This is a genomic window from Pseudooceanicola batsensis HTCC2597, assembly GCF_000152725.1.
GTDB classification, from domain to species: Bacteria; Pseudomonadota; Alphaproteobacteria; order Rhodobacterales; family Rhodobacteraceae; genus Pseudooceanicola; species Pseudooceanicola batsensis.
The window spans coordinates 3,179,215-3,197,727 of the sequence record NZ_CH724131.1 but is presented as its reverse complement, the minus strand read 5'-3'; the positions used below and the strand labels follow the sequence as shown (position 1 = coordinate 3,197,727).

Genomic DNA, 18,513 nt, shown 5'->3' with positions numbered 1-18,513 from the left:
GACCTGACGCCGCCGCGGATCCGGCCACGGGCCGGAGGAGACGTGCAAATCCGGGGGCAACCGGCGTAAGCTTGCCCTCGAACCGGGGAGGATGCCATGCGCGACCGCGACATCACGCTGAACGGACAGGATTTTCACCTGCGGGAATGGGGCGATCCCGCGCGGCCGCGGCTGCTGTTTCTGCACGGGTTCCCCGAATATGGCGGCGCATGGGCGGACCTGGCCGGGCGGCTCGGAGATGGGTTCCACTGCGTCGCCCCGGACCAGCGGGGCTATGGCCGGTCCTACGCGCCGGGGGATGTCGAGAGCTACAAGGTCTCTCACCTCGTGGGCGACATGGTCGCGCTGATCGAAGAGATCGGCGGGCCGGTGACGGTTGTCGGGCATGACTGGGGCGCCGCCGTGGCCTACGGGCTGGCGATCGGCCGGCCCGATCTGGTCTCGCGGCTGATCATCCTCAACGGGGTCCACCCGGGCCCGTTCCAGGCCGCGCTGGCCACGGGCGGTGCCCAGGCCGAGGCGTCGCAATACATGCGCAGCCTGCGCCGCGAGGGATCGGAGGACCGGCTGGCGGCGGACGGCTACGCCCGGCTTCTGGGGCTCTTCGCGGAAGGCATGGACATGAGCTGGATGACCCCGGACAGGCAGGCGGACTACATCGCGGAGTGGTCGCGCCCCGGCCGGTTGACCGGCATGGTCAACTGGTACCGCGCGACGCCGATCGTGGTGCCGGAGCCGGGGCGGTCCCTCGACCTGCCCCCGCTTTCGACGGACCGGTTTCGGGTCGCCATGCCGCATCTGCTGATCTGGGGCCTGGGTGACCGCGCGCTGCTGCCCGAGGCGACCGCGGGCCTCGAGGCCTATTGCGACGACCTGACCCGGGTGGACGTGCCGGAGGCCGACCACTGGATCGTGCACCAGGCGCCGGACCGGGTGGCCGCGATCATCCGCGACTGGCTGGAACGCTGATCCGCGCGGCCCCGATCCGACGGCGCGCCCTGCGGGCGCATTCCTTTCATCTCGCGATCTTGCGCTGCAAGATCGCTCGGTCTGCCTCCGGCGGGGATATTTTCATCAAGAAGAAGGGCGGGTTGGGACTTCCTTGGGGGGTTTTGCGCAGGTCCCGGCTTTTACAAGGCCGCGAGGGCTGCAATAATGCGGGCCAACCAAGCAAAAGAGCAGCCGATGGCCGACGATCTTCTGACCGATACCGCACCGGATACCTATGACGCTTCTTCGATCGAGGTGCTCGAAGGGCTGGAACCCGTCCGCAAGCGACCGGGCATGTATATCGGCGGCACGGACGAACGGGCGCTGCACCATCTGGTTGCGGAGATCCTCGACAACTCGATGGACGAGGCGGTGGCAGGCCACGCCACCCGGATCGAGGTCGAACTGCACGAGGATTATTCGCTGACGGTGCGCGACAACGGGCGCGGCATGCCGTTCGACCCGCATCCGAAGTTTCCCGGCAAGTCCGCGCTGGAGGTGATCCTGTGCACGCTGCACGCGGGCGGGAAGTTCTCGGGCAAGAGCTACGAGACCTCGGGCGGTCTGCATGGCGTGGGCGCCTCGGTGGTGAACGCGCTTTCGGATTCGATGGTGGTGCAGGTGGCCCGCGATCGCAAGCTGGTGGAGCAGCGGTTCTCGCGCGGGGTGCCGCAGGGCCCCCTGCAGGAGATCGGGGCTGCGCCGAACCGGCGGGGGACCACGACGACCTTTCATCCGGACGAGGAGATCTTCGGCCATCACAAGTTCAAGCCCGCCCGGCTTTTCAAGTCGATCCGGTCCAAGGCCTACCTGTTCTCGGGCGTGGAGATCCGCTGGAAATCCGCCATCGACGACGGCGAGACCCCGCAGGAGGCCACGTTCCACTTTCCCGGCGGGCTGGCGGATTACCTGAAGGAATCGCTTTCGGGCGCGATGACCTATTCCGAGGCGCCCTTCGCCGGCCGCGTGTCGTTCCAGGAGCGGTTCGGCGTGCCGGGTCGGGTGGAATGGGCGATCAACTGGACGCCGGTGCGCGACGGCTTCGTCCAGTCCTACTGCAACACGGTACCGACGCCCGAGGGCGGGACGCATGTGGCGGGGTTCTGGGCAGCGGTGCTCAAGGGGATCAAGGCCTACGGCGAGCTGGTGAACAACCGCAAGGCGGCGCAGATCACCCGCGAGGACCTGATGGCGGGCGGCTGCGCGCTGGTGTCGTGCTTCATCCGCGAGCCGGAGTTCGTCGGCCAGACCAAGGACCGGCTGGCCACGGTCGAGGCGCATCGGCTGGTCGAGAACGCGGTGCGCGACCATTTCGACAACTGGCTGGCGGCCGATACAAAGTCGGCCGGCGCAATCCTCGATTTCCTCGTGCTGCGCGCAGAAGAGCGGCAGCGCCGCCGGCAGGAGAAGGAGACGCAGCGCAAGACGGCCACGAAGAAACTGCGCCTGCCCGGCAAGCTGACCGACTGTTCCGCGACGAACCGCGACGGGACCGAGCTGTTCCTCGTCGAGGGGGACTCGGCCGGCGGCTCGGCCAAGATGGCGCGGGACCGCAAGACACAGGCGCTGCTGCCGCTGCGGGGCAAGATCCTCAACGTGCTGGGGGCCGCGTCGAACAAGATCGGCACCAATCAGGAGATCAACGACCTCTGCCAGGCCATGGGCGTGGGGCTGGGGACGAAGTTCAACATCGACGACCTGCGCTATGACAAGATCATCATCATGACCGACGCCGATGTCGACGGGGCGCATATCGCCTCGCTGCTGATGACCTTCTTCTTCTCCCAGATGCGGCCGCTGATCGACAAGGGGCACCTCTACCTCGCCTGTCCGCCGCTGTTCCGGCTGACGCAGGGCGCGCACCGGGTCTATGTCCAGGACGAGGCCGAACGGGACGTCTGGCTGGAAAAGGGCCTCGGCGGCAAGGGCAAGATCGAGGTCAGCCGCTTCAAGGGCCTGGGCGAGATGGACGCCAAGGACCTCAAGGAAACCACGATGGACGTGAAGACGCGCAAGCTGATCCGCGTGACCGTGGACGAGGAGGCCCCGGGCGAGACCGGCGACCTGGTGGAGCGGCTGATGGGCAAGAAGCCCGAGCTGCGGTTCCAGTACATCCAGGAGAACGCGCGCTTCGCCGAGGGGCTGGACCTGTGAGCGCAGGGCGGTGCGGGTAGCGCCCCCATCAGTTCCTCTTGGCCAGACTCTTCCGCAGTCCTGCCATCTTTCCGCCCAGAACACTCTCCAAGGTTGAGCGCACCCAACACCTCGGGACCTGCTCGCCCCTTGGAATCAGGCAATGAAAAAGCTGCTGCACAGGTTGCGGACGGATGACTCCGGCTCCGCGACATTGGAAACACTCATCTGGCTTCCGCTCTTCGTGTGGATGCTGGCCATGGCGATCAACGTCACCTTCATCCTGTTCGACAAGAACCAGGCGTTCCGGATCGTGCAGGACGCCAACCGGACCTTGTCGACCGGATACCTGCTGACCGAGGCGCAGACCGAGGCCTTCATCTCGGACCGCCTCGCGACGATCGCGCCCGACGCGGTCGTCTCGACCACGATCAACGACGGCATCGTGACGTCCAACGTCTCGTACCAGGTCGACAACCTGTTCCTGCCGCATGTGGTGAAGGATCTGATGAACATGCAGATCGCGATTTCGGCGCAACACTTCATGGAGTACTGACGGATGACCGGCCATTTCAGGAGTTTCGCCGCGCGGGCCGAGGGCAGCATGACGATCCTGTCGCTCTATTTCCTGGCGGGCGTGCTGGCGGTCAGCGCCTTCGCCATCGACTTCGGATACCTCATGTCGGCGCGCAACCAGCTGCAGGTCGGCGCGGATGCGGCGGCCCATGCCGCGCTTTATTTCCGTGAAAAGAACGATGCCGACGCGGCCAGGGCAAAGGCGGTCGAGATCGCCAATCACAGCATGCCCGCGGCGGACTATGGCGATGTGCTTCGGGTGCAGGATGTCGCGTTCGGCCACTGGGATTACGCGAGCAGGACATTCACGCCCGATCCCCACTCGCGCGAGGCGGTGCGCGTCCTGCCGGGGCGGACCGCCTCACGCGGGAACCCGGTTGCGGCACATCTTTTCCGCTTCCTGAACAAGCCCTTCTGGGATCTTTCGGCGCAGGCCGTCTTCGTCACCTACGTGCCGCATTGCATGCGCGAAGGTTTCGTCGGCGACCGCGTGGTCGATATCCAGTCGAACAACGGCTACGAGGACGGCTTCTGCCTGCATTCGAACGAATACGTCTCGGTCAACTCGAACAACACGTTCGAGCCCGGCACGGTGGTGTCGATGCCCGACAGCGGAGATATCGACCTGCCGCGCTCGGGGTTCGAGACCAACCCGGGTCTCAAGGCGGCCCTGCGCAGCGGCTATTACCGGCTGCGCATCCTTCGGCAGCTGGACCAGATCCACGACGACCTCTACTTTGCCAGCGGAGAATTCCTGCCCGACTACATCACCAGTTCGGTGCCGGTGGTTCTGGACGTCAAGAAACTCACCACAGCCGATCTCGTGCCCGGGCGGGTGCATCGCGTCGGTTGCCGGTCCAACGGCCTGACCGTCGACCCGGGCACCGTCCTGTCCGAGGTCGTGGTCGTGACGGACTGCGCCATCAAGTTCGGTCAGGGCGTGACCCTGGAGGATGCGGTGGTCTTCACCCGCGACACCGGGGCCAAGAGCGTCTCTGCCGCCTCGTCGCTGCAGATCGGCCGCAACGATGCCTGCGCCGAGGGCGGCGGGGCGCAGATCGTCACCTACGGCGGCGTCGACGTGCCGAGCGACCTGCGGTTCTACGGCGGCCAGATCATCGCGCTGGACCATGTCCAGTTCTCGGCCAATGCCGGCGGGATCGAGGGCGCCTCGATCATCTCGGGGTCGACCATCTCGGGAACCTCGAACATGACCATGGGCTTCTGCGGCTCGGGGATGGAGACCAACTTCTCGGTCCCCTACTTCAAGCTGGCCTACTGAACGGGGCCCGGCCCGGACGCCGTGACGGCGCACGCGGTGGGTCGTCCCGTGGCGACGGCTCGCATCATCCGCGCCGGCGGGACCGGACCGCCCTTCAGGATTCCAGTTCGAAGGTGACCATCAGGTTGACGACGTAGGACGTCACCTTGCCGTTTTCGACATTGACCTTGTTTTCCTTGACCCAGGCGCCGCGGACGTTGCGCAGCGTCTCGCTCGCCCGTTCGATGCCCTGTTTCACGGCATCGTCGAAGCTCTCGGGCGAAGTTGCGGAAATTTCTGTGACTCGTGCGATGGACATGGGGTCCTCCTTGCTCTGGTCGCACCTGCCCAACCGGGCACCCCGGGCCGTTGTTCCCGGGATCGACGAGCTCAGCAGGATCGCGCCGGAAGGCCGGCGCTCAGGCCGGCACCACCAGCCCACCGTCGAGCCGGACCGTCCGGTCCATGCGCGCGGCGAGTTCCATGTTGTGGGTCGCGACCAGGGCCGCCAGTCCGGTCTGGCGCACCAGGTCCATCAGCGCGGCGAAGACCCGGTCCGAGGTCTCGGGGTCGAGGTTGCCGGTCGGCTCGTCCGCCAGAAGGATCCGGGGCGCGTTGGCGAGCGCGCGGCAGAAGGCGACGCGCTGCTGTTCCCCGCCCGAGAGCGCGGCGGGGCGATGGCCGGCGCGTTCGGCGATGCCGACGGTTTCCAGCAGCGACCGGGCGCGGGTGCGCGCTGCCCCCTGCCCCGCGCCATTGGCGAGCTGCGGCAGGACGATGTTCTCTTCGGCCGAGAATTCGGGCAGCAGGTGGTGGAACTGGTAGACGAACCCGACGTCGGCGCGGCGGATCGCCGTGCGGCGGCGATCGCTCTGGTCCTGGACGGTGTCGCCGCCGATCCGCACCTCGCCCGCGTCGGGCAGGTCGAGTAGCCCGGCGATGTGCAGCAGGGTCGACTTGCCCGCCCCCGAAGGCGCGACCAGCGCGACGGCCTCGCCCGGGTGCAGCGTCAGATCGACGCCGCGCAGCACCCGGATCTCGCCGGGTTCGCCGCGGTTGTAGACTTTCTCGATCCGCGAAAGCTCAAGTATCGGGTCACTCATAGCGCAGGGCCTCGACCGGGTTCATCCGCGCCGCGCGCCGGGCCGGAAAGATCGTGACGACGAAGGACAGGCCGAGCGCCAGCCCCACCGAGGACAGCACGTCCTGCCATTGCAGCAGCGCGGGCAGCGCATAGATGCCGCGGATCGACGGGTCCCAGACATCGCCGCCGGAGAGGCGGTCGACGAGGGCGAAGATCGGGTCGATGTAGATGGCGAAGAGACAGCCGATCACCAGGCCGATCAGCGTGCCGATGACGCCGGTGGCCGCGCCGCACAGAAAGAAGACGCGCAGCACCGAGGCCTCGGTAAGGCCCATGGTGCGCAGGATGCCGATATCGCGTCCCTTGTTCTTCACCAGCATGATCAGGCCCGAGACGATGTTCATCGAGGCAATCAAGACGAGGACCGACAGGATGATGAACATCACGTTGTCCTCGATATCCAGCGCGCGCAGAAACGACCCGGCTGAATCGCGCCAGGTCCAGACCAGGGCCCGGTCGCCCGCGGCGCGCAGGATCTCGAAGACCTGGGCATCGACCTGCTCGGGGCGTTCGACCATCACCTCGATCTCGTCGGCGACCCCCTCGCGGTTGAAATAGCTCTGCGCCTCGTCGAAGGGCATGTAGACGCGGGTCTGGTCGATGTCGTAGCGCCCGGCCGTGAAAAGATAGGCGATCTCGTAGGTCTTGACGCGGGGCGAGGTGCCGAAGGCCGTCTTGACACCGTCGGGCGAGATCAGCTTGACCCGATCGCCGACCGTCAGGTTCAGGGACCGGGCGACGCCCGATCCCATGGCGATCGCCTCGCCGCCGAAGCGTGACAGGTCGCCCTGGGCGGTTTCGGGGTTCGCCACCCGGGGAATCGTGGCAAGATCCGCGGCGGCGATGCCGAAGACCTCGACCCCCGAGGTGCCTCCGTTGGCCGAGGCCATGACCTGACCCTTCACCAGCGGCGCGGCGCGGGTCACGCCGGGCACGGCGACGATGCGCTCGGCCATCCCGGCATAGTCGGCGATCGTGCGGTCGAGGCGCCCCGCCTCGTTCGGCTGGCCCGAGTTGTAGACCGTGACATGAGCATTCGCGCCCAGGATCGTATCCACGAACTCGGCCCGGAACCCGGCGCGGACCGCCAGGGTGATGATCAGCGCGGCGACGGCCAGGGCGATGCCGATCAGGCTGATCCAGGTCATGACGCTGACCCCGCCCTCGGCGCGGCGGGCGCGCAGATAGCGCCAGGCGATCATCCATTCGAACGGTGCGAAAGCGGCGGGTCTGGCGGTCATGGGGGCTCCTGTCGGGTCCGGCAAGATGTGTCGGTTGGGGCATCTGCCGTCAAGTCCGCTTTGACGCGGGCGCATGGACCTTATCCCGCTGTCAGGGTGTTGGATCACGGTAGGGAGAAAGCGATGCTCGACTGGATCACGTCAAATGCCAATCTCGTTTCCGCCGGCGTCCAGATCGTCACTGCGGCCGTCTGGATCGTCTACCTGCAGATCTTCATCACCTCGTACCGACGCCAGAAACGGTCGAACATCCTGATCAACCGGATTGCCGGCAATGCCGACCGGGCGCATCTGATGGTCGGCAACATGGGGGCCGAACCGATCTATGTCAGCGCGGTGCTGGTCGACGTCCTGGTCGACGGCGAGACGCACTGCGCCGCAGTGACCGAGAGCGTCCAGATCGAAGAAGACAGGGAGGCCCTGACCAATTCGCGCCAGGGTCCGCTGAAGAGCGCCGAGACCAGGGATATAGGGGCGCTTGGCGACATCACCGACCGGGCGCTCGAGCATTTCGGCCTGAGCGACCGGTCCATGGAGGTGGAAGAGATCACAGTGACCGTGGCGGCCGAAGGCACCTACGATGCGGAAATCGTCGCCGGTCAGCAGGCGTTCTGGGTGCATCAGCGCGACGACCGGCGCATCTTCATGCCGAAATGGTCCCGGACACGGCAGGTGCGCGGGCGCCGGCAGAGAAAACGCCTTTCGGTGCGGCTGGACGGGCTGCTGCGGACCGAGGCGCGGACGATCGAAGAAGAGGAAAAGTCGTCGGCCTAGCGCCGCGCGGGCCGGACAGGGCCGAGCAGTATCCGCAGCATTTCCTGCGCCAGGCCCAGCACCAGAAGGCCCAGCACGAACCCGGCGAGGGCGAAAACGATGCCCTCGAAGGTCAGCGGCAGCGCCGGCCGGTAGTCCGCGGCGGTCCGGCGCGCGATCTCGCGGTCGTCGATATGCGCAAGGTGATAGGCGCGGGTGAAGGGGCCCGCTCCGCGCAGCGCATCGAGATCGGCGCTCAGCGCCGCATGGCGGGCGATAGTGCGGGCCATGTCGGCGCGGCGCCTCTCGACGAAGGCGGTGCCGGTCATCGCCTGCAGGGCCTCGCCGCGGGTCAGCCCTTCGGCGGCGGCCGAGCGGTCGAAATCCTCGACCACCCGCGTCAGCTCATCCACCGCGCCGGCAAGCCGCTGGGTGTACTGCTGCGAGAATTCCGGGAACTGCGATAGCCCCGCCGCGCCGGTGAGCGCGCCGGCCAGGGTCAGCGTCCTTGCGATCATGCCTGCCTCGACTGCCGTCTCGTTTCCGGCAGCATAGCGGACTTTCGGCCGGAGGTCAGTCGCGCGCGAAGGCGACCGAGACGAGGGTGGCGTCAAGCCGGGCCATCTCGGGGCCCGTGGCGCAGCCGGCATACCAGGCGGTGACGGTCCAGCCGTTCAGCCAGCGGACCGCGTAGCTTCCCAGGTCGGGGCCGCCGGCAAAGCAGAGGGCGCCGAAATGCCAGAGGTTGACGCCGCCCGCCATCTCGCGTTGCAGCATCCCCATGCCATAGGCCACCGGCCCCTCGATCACGGTCCGGGGCAGGTTGGCCAGGGGGGCGCCCAGCACGCTCTCGTCGCCATAGGCGTGGTCGACGAAGCGGGCATAGTCGGCCACGGTCATGCTCCAGCCGCCCCAGGGCAGGTAGGCGGCGAACCGGGCGGAGGCCGACCCGGCCACACCGGCCGGCTCCAGCACGCGGGAACGGCAGGCGCTCTCGTAGCTGTCGCCGGTGACCTCCTCGATCACCGTTCCCAGCACGGCGTAGTTCTTGTTGCTGTAGTAGTACCGCGCCCCGCCGGTGAGCCTCTCGCGGTCGAGCGCGCGGGGCGTGATCTCGGGCCAGCGCGGGGTGGGGTCGTCCTTCCACCACGCCATGGGGCGCTGCGTGTGGTCGCGGTCCAGTCCCGTCGCATGGCTCAGCAGGGCGCCGATGGTGACGGGCGCCGCACGGCGCAGGCCGAGGATATCGCGCGCCGCCATGTCGTAATCCAGCGCACCCTCGCGCACCAGCGCGGCGATGCAGGTCGCGGTGACCGCCTTGGAGAGCGAGGCGAGATCGACCGGCGCATCCGCGTCCATCCCCTGCGCCCAGGTCAGGATCGACCGGTCGTCGTAGCGCACGGCGATGGCGCCGCGGTCGATGCCCGCAGTCTCCATCCAGTCCGCGAAGCGGAGGGGGAAGTGCGCGGCCCTGCGCGATACCTCGTCCGCCCGGGCCGCTCCGGCGACCAGCACCAGGACCAGGGCGAGGCGCAGCATCACCCGGCCGCGTAGATCGCCGCGACGCGCCGCACGGCCTCTTCGGGGGGCAGTTCCTCGCTCTCGCCGGTCCGGCGGGAGGTCAGCTCGACCACGCCGTTCTTCAGGCCGCGCGGTCCCACGGTGATCCGCCACGGCAGGCCGATCAGGTCCATCGTCGCGAACTTGCCGCCCGCCCGTTCGTCCCGGTCGTCATAGAGCGGGTCGAGGCCGAGCGCCGTGAACCCGTCGTAGAGCGCCTGGCACGCGGCATCGGCCTCGTCGTCGCCCTGCTTGAGGTTGACGATACCGACATGGAACGGCGTCACGCCCTCGGGCCAGATGATGCCCTTGTCGTCGTGGCTGGCCTCGATGATCGCGCCCAGCAGGCGGCTGACCCCGATCCCGTGCGACCCCATGTGGACAGGCACCTGCTTGCCGTCGGGCCCCTGCACGGTCGCGCCCATGGGCTCGGAATACTTGGTGCCGAAATAGAAAATCTGGCCGACCTCGATGCCCCGGGCCACGCGGCGGCGATCCTCGGGAATGCGGTTGAAGACCTCTTCGTCATGGGTCTCGTCCGTGCGGGCATAGCGCGAGGTGAATTCCTCGAGCACCGCCTGGCACTGCTCGACCGAATCATAGTCGATCTCGCGGTCGCCGAATTTCAGGTCGGTGATCTCGCTGTCGTAGAAGACCTCGGATTCGCCGGTCTCGGCCAGCACGAGGAATTCGTGCGTGTCGTCGCCGCCGATGGGGCCGCTGTCGGCGCGCATCGGGATCGCCTGAAGCCCCATGCGCTCGTAGGTCCGCAGATAGCTGACGAGATGCCTGTTGTAGGCGTGCAGCGCGTCCTCTTTCGTCAGGTCGAAATTGTAGCCGTCCTTCATCAGGAATTCGCGGCCGCGCATCACGCCGAAGCGGGGGCGCACCTCGTCGCGGAACTTCCACTGGATATGGTAGAGCGTCATCGGCAGGTCCTTGTAGGACCGCACGTAGGACCGGAAGATGTCGGTGATCAGCTCTTCGTTGGTGGGGCCGAACAGCATGTCGCGGTCGTGACGGTCACGGATTCGCAGCATCTCGGGACCGTAGGCGTCGTAGCGGCCGGATTCCCGCCACAGGTCGGCCGATTGCAGCGTCGGCATCAGCAGCGGGATATGACCCGCGCGCTGCTGTTCCTCGTGCACGATCTGCTCGATGCGGCGCAGCACCCTGTAGCCGAGCGGCAGCCAGGAATAGATCCCGGCGCTCGCCTGCTTGATCATGCCCGCCCGCAGCATGTAGCGGTGGCTGACGATCTGGGCGTCGGCGGGGGTTTCCTTGAGAACAGGCAGGAAATAGCGGCTCAGGCGCATCGCGGGACCCTTCGAATGATGGCTCCCTGCGGTTTACTGGCGCGGTCTGGGTCATACAAGGGCCGAGGCGGCCCCCAACGCCCGAACGGGTCCGGCCTTCCCCGGCGCGGCGCCGCCCCCGGGCCGGTCACAAATCCTCCGGCCGGCCGCCAATCCCCCTGCCCCCGCCCCGGCACGGGCGGATCACCTCCGGATCACTAGACCGACACAAGTGTCGCCATCGGGAAACGCAGCCTGCGCTTTCGGGGTTTCACAGCGTCTGCTCTTGCGGTTCGTCCTGGGAACGGCGAAATTCACGCCGACGGAGGACACCATGGCGCTGCCGGTCAAGGATCAACTGAAGTACTGGGGGATCGCCGCGGCGATCTTCCTGCTGGCGCTGTGGTGGATGGGCGACGTGATCCTGCCCTTCCTGCTGGGGGGCGCGGTGGCCTATTTCCTCGATCCGGTGGCCGACCGCATCGAAGACGCCGGGGCAAGCCGCGCGGTGGCCACGGCGATCATCACGCTCTTCGGGCTGCTGATCTTCGTGCTTCTGGCGCTTCTCGTCATTCCGAACCTGATCGACCAGGCGATCCAGCTCTTCGACACGGTTCCGAAGGTGCTGCACAACTTCCAGGCGTTCCTGACCTCGCGCTTTCCCGAGCTTCTGGACGACGGCTCGACGATCCGCCGGTCGCTGACCTCGGTCGGCGAAACCATCCAGTCCCGGGGCGGGCAGCTGCTCGAGACGGCTCTCACCTCGGTCGGGTCGCTGATCAACATCGTGATGCTCTTCGTCATCGTGCCCGTGGTCGCCTTCTACCTGCTCTACGACTGGGACCGGATGATGGAGGATATCGACGACCTCCTCCCACGCGAACACGCGCCCGCGATCCGCCGCCTCGCGCGCGAGATCGACGAGACGCTGGCCTCGTTCATCCGGGGCATGGGCACGGTCTGCCTGATCCTCGGCACCTACTACGCCATCGCCCTGATGCTTGTCGGACTGCAGTTCGGCCTCGTGGTCGGGGCGGTCGCGGGCCTGATCACCTTTATCCCCTACGTGGGCGCGCTGGTCGGCGGCGCTCTGGCCATCGGTCTCGCGCTCTTCCAGTTCTGGGGGGACTGGGTCTCGATCGGACTGGTGGCGGGCATCTTCGTCCTGGGACAGGTGGTCGAAGGCAACATCCTGACGCCGAAGCTCGTCGGGGACAGCGTGGGCCTGCACCCGGTCTGGCTGATCTTCGCCCTGTCGGTCTTCGGGTCGCTCTTCGGCTTCGTGGGGATGCTGGTGGCGGTGCCGGTGGCGGCGGCGATCGGCGTCCTGATGCGGTTCGTGGTCTCGCAGTACAAGGAGAGCCGTCTGTATCGCGGTCTCGAAGACGGCTCCTCCGGACGCGACTGACCATGGCGGACCCGCTTCCCCTGACCCATCCCCGCCTGCCGGGGCTGACGCGGAGCGATTTCGTCGTGGCCCCGTCGAACGCGGTGGCGCTGGCGATGATCGATCAGTGGCGGGACTGGCCCGGCGGAAAGCTTGTCCTGACCGGGCCGCCCGGGTCGGGCAAGACGCACCTGGCGCATATCTGGGCGGCGGAGGCCAATGCGCGCATCCTCGCCGCCCGCGACCTGGAGAGGGCGGCGGTCCCCGAACTCGCCTCCACCGCGCTGGTCGTCGAGGATGCCGACGCGATCCCGGACGCCGCCCCCCAGGACGCCCTGTTTCACCTGCACAACCTCATGCGCGAAGCGCAGCGCCCGTTGCTGCTGACCGGAAGCCGCGCCGTCGCCTCGTGGCCGCTGACGCTTCCCGATCTCAAAAGCCGGCTGCAGGGGGCGCAGTCGGCGGTTCTGGACCGGCCCGACGACACGCTGCTGAACGCGGTGCTGGTCAAGCTCTTCATCGAGCGCCAGCTTCAGGTGTCGCCGCAGGTCGTCCACTATCTTCTGAGGCGCATGGACAGGTCGTTCGATGCCGCGCGCCGGGTCGTCGAGGCGCTGGATTTCGCGTCACTGGCGCAGCGGCGCGCCATCACCACGCGCCTCGCGGCCGAGGTGCTGGACAAGATCGAGGGCGCGGAGTCATAAAGCCGTTTCAAAAACAGTTCAGAAAGCCCGGACCACTCCCAGCCGGCGACCCCCGATGATCAGTGCCGATTTTCTCAAGTCAGACCTGCCAGAACCGCAAGATCCCGGCGGGCGCGATCTGGCGGGCCCCGCGCGGTTCGTAAACCGCGAACTCAGCTGGCTCGGCTTCAACTGGCGGGTGCTGGAAGAGGCCGAGAACCCCAAGGTGCCGCTTCTGGAACGGCTGCGCTTCCTGTCGATCAGCGCCACGAACCTGGACGAATTCTACACCGTCCGGGTCGCCGGCCTGCGCGAGCTGTACCGCGAGGGACACAAGACGCCGGCGGCGGACGGGCTGACGCCCGAGGAACAGCTTGACCTGATAGACGCGGATGCCCGGCGGCTGATGGGGCGGCAGCAGGTGATCCTGGAAAGCCTCCAGCACGAGATGCGCGAGAACGGCGTTTTCGTGCTCAGGCGGGACGAGCTGACCGAGGCCGACCGCACCTTCCTGGGCGAGGTCTTCCTGCACAGGGTCTTTCCGGTGCTCTCGCCGCTGGCCGTCGATCCGGCGCACCCGTTCCCGTTCATCCCGAACATGGGCCTGTCGCTCGCGCTCATGCTCGAGCGGCGGCGCGACGGCCGGTCGCTGATGGCCCTCCTGCCCATTCCGCAGCAGATCGACCGCTTCGTCGCCCTTCCCAGCGAGCCCGGGCTCACCCGTTTCCTGCCGCTCGAAGAGCTTCTGTTGCTGAACATCGACCAGCTGTTTCCCGGCTACCGGACGCAGGGTTCCTGCACCTTCCGCGTGCTGCGCGACAGCGATCTTGAGGTCGAGGAAGAGGCCGAGGACCTCGTGCGCGAATTCGAGACCGCGCTCAAGCGCCGCCGCCGGGGCGAGGTGGTACGGATGAAGATCTCCTCCGAAGCGCCCGAGGCGCTGAAGTCGGTCATCATGCGCGAGCTGCACGTGACTTCGCAGGAGGTGATCGAGGTCACCGGGCTGATCGGAATCTCGGATCTCAGGGAACTGGTGATCGACACCCGCGCCGATCTGCTGTGGCCCTCATTCACCCCGCGCATCCCCGAGCGGGTGCAGGATCACGACGGCGACATGTTCGCCGCGATCCGGCAGAAGGACATGCTGCTGCATCACCCCTACGAGACATTCGACATGGTGGTGCGCTTTCTCCAGCAGGCCGCGCAGGACCCGGATGTCGTCGCGATCAAGCAGACGCTCTATCGCACCTCCAAGGACTCGCCCATCGTGCAGGCGCTCTGCGATGCCGCCGAAGAAGGCAAGTCGGTGACGGCGCTGGTGGAGCTCAAGGCCCGGTTCGACGAGGCGGCGAACATCCGGCAGTCGCGGCGGCTGGAACGGTCGGGCGCGCATGTGGTCTACGGCTTCGTCGACTGGAAGACCCATGCCAAGATCTCGACCGTGGTCCGCCGCGAAGGGGATCACCTGGTCACCTACACGCATTACGGCACCGGCAACTACCACCCGATCACGGCGCGCATCTACACCGATCTGAGCTTCTTCACCTGCGACCCCGCGCTCGGCCGGGACGCGACCAAGGTCTTCAACTATCTCTCGGGCTATGCCCAGCCGGAGACGCTCGAGAACCTGAAGATCTCGCCGCACCGGATGAAGGATTTCCTTCTGGAGCAGTTCGAGGCCGAGGCCGAGCACGCCCGCGCGGGACGGCCCGCCCAGATCTGGGCCAAGATGAATTCGCTGATCGAACCGGATGTGATCGACGGCCTCTATCGGGCAAGCCAGGCGGGGGTGAAGATCGACCTGGTGATCCGCGGCATCTGCGGCATCCGGCCGGGCGTGAAGGGGCTCTCCGAGAACATCCGCGTGAAATCCATCGTCGGCCGGTTCCTCGAACACAGCCGGATCGTCTGTTTCGGCAACGGCCACGGACTGCCCTCCAAGGGATCGCGCGTCTTCATCTCGTCGGCCGACTGGATGGGGCGGAACCTGAACCGCCGGGTCGAGACACTGGTCGAGACGACGAACGCGACGGTCAAGGCGCAGATCGTCAGCCAGATCATGGCCGCGAACCTGGCCGATCAGGCGCAGAGCTGGGTCATGCGGCCGGACGGTCACTTCGAACGCGCCACGCTTTCCCCCGGAGAATTCGCCTTCAACTGCCACCGGTTCTTCATGGAAAACCCCTCGCTCTCGGGGCGCGGCTCGGCCGGGGCCGGGGACGTGCCGGTGCTGACCCACGAGGCGGACTGACGGGGAGGACTGACGGCGCGGCCGTAAGGGCGGTGTCCCGGTCGCTCCGGGTCGGATCGGCGATCGCACCTCAGTCTGCGGCCCTTTCGGCACGGCCATCGCACCGGGCGTGTCCCGCCCCATCGGGACAAGCGGCCCCGCCGCCCCCCCTGCCGCGCGCGGTCGGGCGCAACGGAAACCGCGAGGTTTCGCGCGCCCTTGGTTGACCCCTGGTGAAACCCCTGCAATGAAAGGCTTCGATGACCCACGGAAGGCCGAGGACGATGGAGAAAACTTCCGATCCCGCGATTTCCGGCGATGCGGACTGGGCCCCCTTTCAGCGCCCCCTGTTTTCCGAACCTTCGGTCCGTCACCTGACGCGGGTCGGCGTGGTGGACGTCGGCTCCAACTCGGTCCGGCTGGTGGTCTTCGACGGAGCCGCGCGAAGCCCCGCCTATTTCTACAACGAAAAGATCATGTGCGCGCTCGGCGCGGGCCTCTCCGAGACCGGGCGACTCAACCCCGACGGGCGCAAGCGGGCGCTGGCCGCGCTGCACCGGTTCCAGCTGCTGGCCCACGGGATGGAGGCCACGCCCCTGACCGCCGTCGCCACCGCCGCCGTGCGGGATGCCGAGGACGGCGCGGATTTCGTGGCGCAGGTCCACCGCGAAACCGGACTGCAGATCAGCGTGATCCCGGGCGAGGAAGAGGCGCGGCTGTCGGCGCAGGGGGTGCTGCTGGGCTGGCCCGGCAGCTACGGGCTGGTCTGCGACATCGGCGGCTCCTCGATGGAACTGGCCGAGATCAAGGGCGGCGAGGTCGGTCGGCGGGTCACTTCGCCCCTCGGCCCCCTGAAGGTGCGGGACGTCAAGGGCGGCCGGAAGGGCCGCCGCGCCTTCATCAAGACCGAGATCGCCAGGATGGCCGAGCAGCTCGGCGCGCAGCGCGATCGCCTGTTCCTGGTGGGCGGCTCGTGGCGGGCCCTCGCGCGGATCGACATGGACCGGCAGTCCTATCCGCTGCACGTCCTGCACGAATACCGCATGTCGACCAAGTCCGTCCGCGCCACCGTGGAATACCTCCGCACGTCGAATCACTCCGAACTGCGGTCACGCTGCGGGATCTCGTCCACCCGCATGGAACTCGCCCCCTATGCCGCGGAGGTGCTGAGCGAGGTGGTCCGTGCCTTCCGCCCGCACGACATCGCCGTGTCGAGCTACGGCCTGCGCGAGGGGCTGCTCTACCAGCAGATGCCGCAGGCCCTGCGCGACCGCGACCCGCTGATCGAGGCCTGCCGCTTCGCCGAGGCCAAGGATGCGCGCCTGCCCGGCTTCGGACGCACGCTCTTCAATTTCATCGCGCCGATCTTCCGGTCGCTGAAGCCCGAGAAGCAGCGCATCGTCAAGGCGGCCTGCCTGCTGCACGACGTGACCTGGCGGGCCCATCCCGACTATCGCGCCGAGGTCTGTTTCGACAATGCGACCCGCGCCAACCTCGGCGGGCTCAAGCATTCCGAGCGCATTTTCCTGGGGCTGGCCCTGCTGCACCGCTACAAGAACAAGCGCGAGGGCACTTCGTTCGAGAACCTCTACCAGTACCTGGCGCCCGAGGACCGGCGCCAGGCCGAGGTGCTGGGCAAGGCGATGCGCTTCGGCGCGATGCTCTGGCTGGAAGAGGATTCGATTCCCGGAGAATTCCGGTGGTATCCCAAGAAGAAGGTGCTCGAACTGCGGCTGACCCAGGCCGCCTGGCCGCTTCTGGGCGAGGTGGCGATGTCACGCCTCAAGTCCCTGGCCGGCTCTCTCGAGGCCGAGCTCGACCTCAAGATGACGGCCTGAGGATCACAGCTCGATCTCGCCTCCCGGCGCGATCTGCGGCGCGTCGCTCTCCGGCTCTTCCGGCGGGGTCCTGCGGCGCAGGATGATATCGCCGTTCGGCAGCACTTCCGGCGGATGATAGTTCGAGAAATCCTTGATATCCCTGAACAATTCGGCCAGCGCCGGTCCCATTTCCCGCACGAAGCTTTCCATCGCCGGCCCCGCCTCCTCCACGAAGGCGCCAAAGCCGCGCATGGCCGGCTCCATCTCTTCCAGCAGGCCGCGGAAGAAGAGTTCCGCCCCCCGTTCCATGAGCGAGGGGTCGTCCGCCTCCTGCGCCAGGACGGGCGTGGGCAGGGCGAGGGCGAGGATCACGACGAGATGTTTCATGGTTCATGATATAGGGCCTTCGCGGCGCGCTTGAAGGTCAGAGGTCGATATCCAGAACGACCGGGAAGTGATCCGAGGCGGTGATCAGCGCGTCGCGCAGTTGCGGCCGCGACCAGCAGCCGGGGTCGTCGAACGGGTGCCAGATCCGCCAGCGCGGATTGTGCGACATGAGGTCGGGCGAGATCATGATGTAATCGAGCAGCGCCTGCAGGTACCGATCGTCGGGCTGGATGTGGAACCTCGCGGTGGTCGGCGCCGCCGTCAGCCGCGCGGCAAGGGCCTGATCGACATGCGGGTCGTAGAGACGCGGCGCCTCGTCGCCCAGCACGATCTCGACCGAGGACCGGCCGAAAAGGTTCTCGTACTCGTCCAGACCGGGTCCGTCGTTCAGATCGCCCATCACGATCAGCGGCTCGCCTGCGGCCAGATGCCCCGCCACGCGCCGCCGCAGCCAGATCGCCTGGGCCAGCTGCTTGCGCCGGTTGGCGATCGCGAGGCGCATGATCTCGTCCCGCGTCCTGGCGCCATGCGGGGCCTTCGACTTCAGATGCACCCCCAACAGGCGCAGCGCCGCCCCGCCCGGCAGGGTGACCATCAGCTCCAGCGGCGGCTTGGAAAACACCACCGTGTCGCGGCTGGCGTCCACGTCCAGGTCGATGCGGAACCGGCCGTCGAACCGCGGCGCCTCGGCGTCGTCGGGACGGCCGCCGGGATCGTGATGCGCCGCCATGGTCTCCGGATCGAACAGCAGCGCGATTTCCTGCTGCGTGCGGTTGGGAAAGCCGATCACCGCGCGGCGCGTGCGCAGATCGAAGCTGGCGGCAAAGGTTTCGAGCGCCCGGACGGTCGACCGGCGCCCGCTGGTGTCCGGCGCCTCGATCAGCATGACCGCATCGGCATCCACAGCGCGCAGCACCGTGGCGATGGCCCGGGCCTGCTCCGCGCGGGTGACGTCGCGCCTGGCCGACCAGCGGTCGTCGATCAGAAGGGCGCCGTCATCGTCGAACAGCGCATCGAACCATTCGATGTTGTAGCTTGCAAGGCGCATCGGCG

At 67.4% G+C, this 18,513-nt stretch carries 17 protein-coding genes; 9 read left to right on the top strand and 8 right to left on the bottom strand.

Going from position 1 to position 18,513, the window contains the following annotated elements; genetic code table 11:
• Window positions 1-96 precede the first annotated feature (96 nt).
• The 4 genes from OB2597_RS19240 (at window position 97) to OB2597_RS19225 (ending at window position 4,981) form a co-directional block, all read left to right on the top strand.
• On the top strand, window positions 97-969 hold the full coding sequence (locus OB2597_RS19240) for an alpha/beta fold hydrolase (protein WP_009807291.1): 873 nt from the start codon (window positions 97-99) through the stop codon (window positions 967-969).
• Between the two features lie 216 nt (window positions 970-1,185).
• Window positions 1,186-3,144 carry a DNA topoisomerase IV subunit B gene (gene parE / locus OB2597_RS19235; protein WP_009807290.1) on the top strand — a complete coding sequence of 653 codons (1,959 nt, stop codon included), beginning with the start codon at window positions 1,186-1,188 and terminating at the stop codon, window positions 3,142-3,144.
• A 142-nt stretch (window positions 3,145-3,286) separates the two neighbouring features.
• Window positions 3,287-3,679 carry a TadE/TadG family type IV pilus assembly protein gene (locus OB2597_RS19230; protein WP_148234765.1) on the top strand — a complete coding sequence of 131 codons (393 nt, stop codon included), beginning with the start codon at window positions 3,287-3,289 and terminating at the stop codon, window positions 3,677-3,679.
• 3 nt (window positions 3,680-3,682) lie between these two features.
• Window positions 3,683-4,981, top strand: coding sequence for a pilus assembly protein TadG-related protein (locus OB2597_RS19225; RefSeq protein WP_009807288.1), 1,299 nt, complete (start codon window positions 3,683-3,685; stop codon window positions 4,979-4,981).
• 94 nt (window positions 4,982-5,075) lie between these two features.
• Here the strand turns inward: OB2597_RS19225 and OB2597_RS19220 are convergent, their stop codons facing one another.
• The 3 genes from OB2597_RS19220 to OB2597_RS19210 all read right to left on the bottom strand — a co-directional run bounded on the left by OB2597_RS19220 (window position 5,076) and on the right by OB2597_RS19210 (window position 7,345).
• A complete protein-coding gene (locus OB2597_RS19220; RefSeq protein WP_009807287.1) occupies window positions 5,076-5,279 on the bottom strand; it encodes a dodecin family protein in 204 nt (67 codons plus the stop codon).
• Window positions 5,280-5,379: 100 nt separating this feature from the next.
• A complete protein-coding gene (locus tag OB2597_RS19215) occupies window positions 5,380-6,063 on the bottom strand; it encodes an ABC transporter ATP-binding protein (RefSeq protein ID WP_009807285.1) in 684 nt (227 codons plus the stop codon).
• Window positions 6,056-7,345, bottom strand: a complete 1,290-nt coding sequence (locus OB2597_RS19210) for a lipoprotein-releasing ABC transporter permease subunit (RefSeq protein WP_009807284.1) — start codon at window positions 7,343-7,345, stop codon at window positions 6,056-6,058. The genes OB2597_RS19215 and OB2597_RS19210 overlap by 8 nt, the downstream gene beginning before the upstream one ends.
• Window positions 7,346-7,468: 123 nt before the next feature.
• On the opposite strand from OB2597_RS19210, the gene OB2597_RS21090 reads away from it, so the two are divergent.
• On the top strand, window positions 7,469-8,119 hold the full coding sequence (locus OB2597_RS21090) for a hypothetical protein (RefSeq protein ID WP_009807283.1): 651 nt from the start codon (window positions 7,469-7,471) through the stop codon (window positions 8,117-8,119).
• On the opposite strand, the gene OB2597_RS19200 is transcribed toward OB2597_RS21090, so the two are convergent.
• Genes OB2597_RS19200 through proS form a run of 3 tightly spaced genes read right to left on the bottom strand, consistent with a single transcriptional unit; the run spans window position 8,116 to window position 10,974 of the window.
• Complete coding sequence (locus OB2597_RS19200; protein WP_009807282.1) at window positions 8,116-8,616, bottom strand: DUF2937 family protein; 501 nt, start codon at window positions 8,614-8,616, stop codon at window positions 8,116-8,118. The genes OB2597_RS21090 and OB2597_RS19200 overlap by 4 nt on opposite strands.
• Window positions 8,617-8,671: 55 nt before the next feature.
• Window positions 8,672-9,637, bottom strand: a complete 966-nt coding sequence (locus tag OB2597_RS19195; protein WP_009807281.1) for a serine hydrolase domain-containing protein — start codon at window positions 9,635-9,637, stop codon at window positions 8,672-8,674.
• Window positions 9,637-10,974, bottom strand: a complete 1,338-nt coding sequence (proS, locus tag OB2597_RS19190; protein WP_009807280.1) for a proline--tRNA ligase — start codon at window positions 10,972-10,974, stop codon at window positions 9,637-9,639. The genes OB2597_RS19195 and proS overlap by 1 nt, the downstream gene beginning before the upstream one ends.
• Before the next feature lie 313 nt (window positions 10,975-11,287).
• On the opposite strand from proS, the gene OB2597_RS19185 reads away from it, so the two are divergent.
• From OB2597_RS19185 to ppx, 4 genes are all read left to right on the top strand, one after another.
• A complete protein-coding gene (locus OB2597_RS19185) occupies window positions 11,288-12,361 on the top strand; it encodes an AI-2E family transporter (protein WP_009807279.1) in 1,074 nt (357 codons plus the stop codon).
• 2 nt (window positions 12,362-12,363) lie between these two features.
• A complete protein-coding gene (locus tag OB2597_RS19180) occupies window positions 12,364-13,044 on the top strand; it encodes an HdaA/DnaA family protein (protein WP_009807278.1) in 681 nt (226 codons plus the stop codon).
• A 55-nt stretch (window positions 13,045-13,099) separates the two neighbouring features.
• Window positions 13,100-15,274 (top strand): RNA degradosome polyphosphate kinase, encoded by a 2,175-nt coding sequence (locus OB2597_RS19175; protein WP_009807277.1) that lies wholly within the window; start codon window positions 13,100-13,102, stop codon window positions 15,272-15,274.
• Window positions 15,275-15,537: 263 nt separating this feature from the next.
• A complete protein-coding gene (gene ppx, locus OB2597_RS19170; protein WP_009807276.1) occupies window positions 15,538-17,091 on the top strand; it encodes an exopolyphosphatase in 1,554 nt (517 codons plus the stop codon).
• Between the two features lie 3 nt (window positions 17,092-17,094).
• On the opposite strand, the gene OB2597_RS19165 is transcribed toward ppx, so the two are convergent.
• Both OB2597_RS19165 and OB2597_RS19160 read right to left on the bottom strand, forming a co-directional pair.
• Window positions 17,095-17,460, bottom strand: coding sequence for a hypothetical protein (locus tag OB2597_RS19165; RefSeq protein ID WP_009807275.1), 366 nt, complete (start codon window positions 17,458-17,460; stop codon window positions 17,095-17,097).
• A 37-nt stretch (window positions 17,461-17,497) separates the two neighbouring features.
• The gene (locus OB2597_RS19160; protein WP_009807274.1) at window positions 17,498-18,508 is read right to left on the bottom strand and encodes an endonuclease/exonuclease/phosphatase family protein; all 1,011 of its coding nucleotides are present in this window, start codon (window positions 18,506-18,508) and stop codon (window positions 17,498-17,500) included.
• Between the last annotated feature and the right edge of the window lie 5 nt (window positions 18,509-18,513).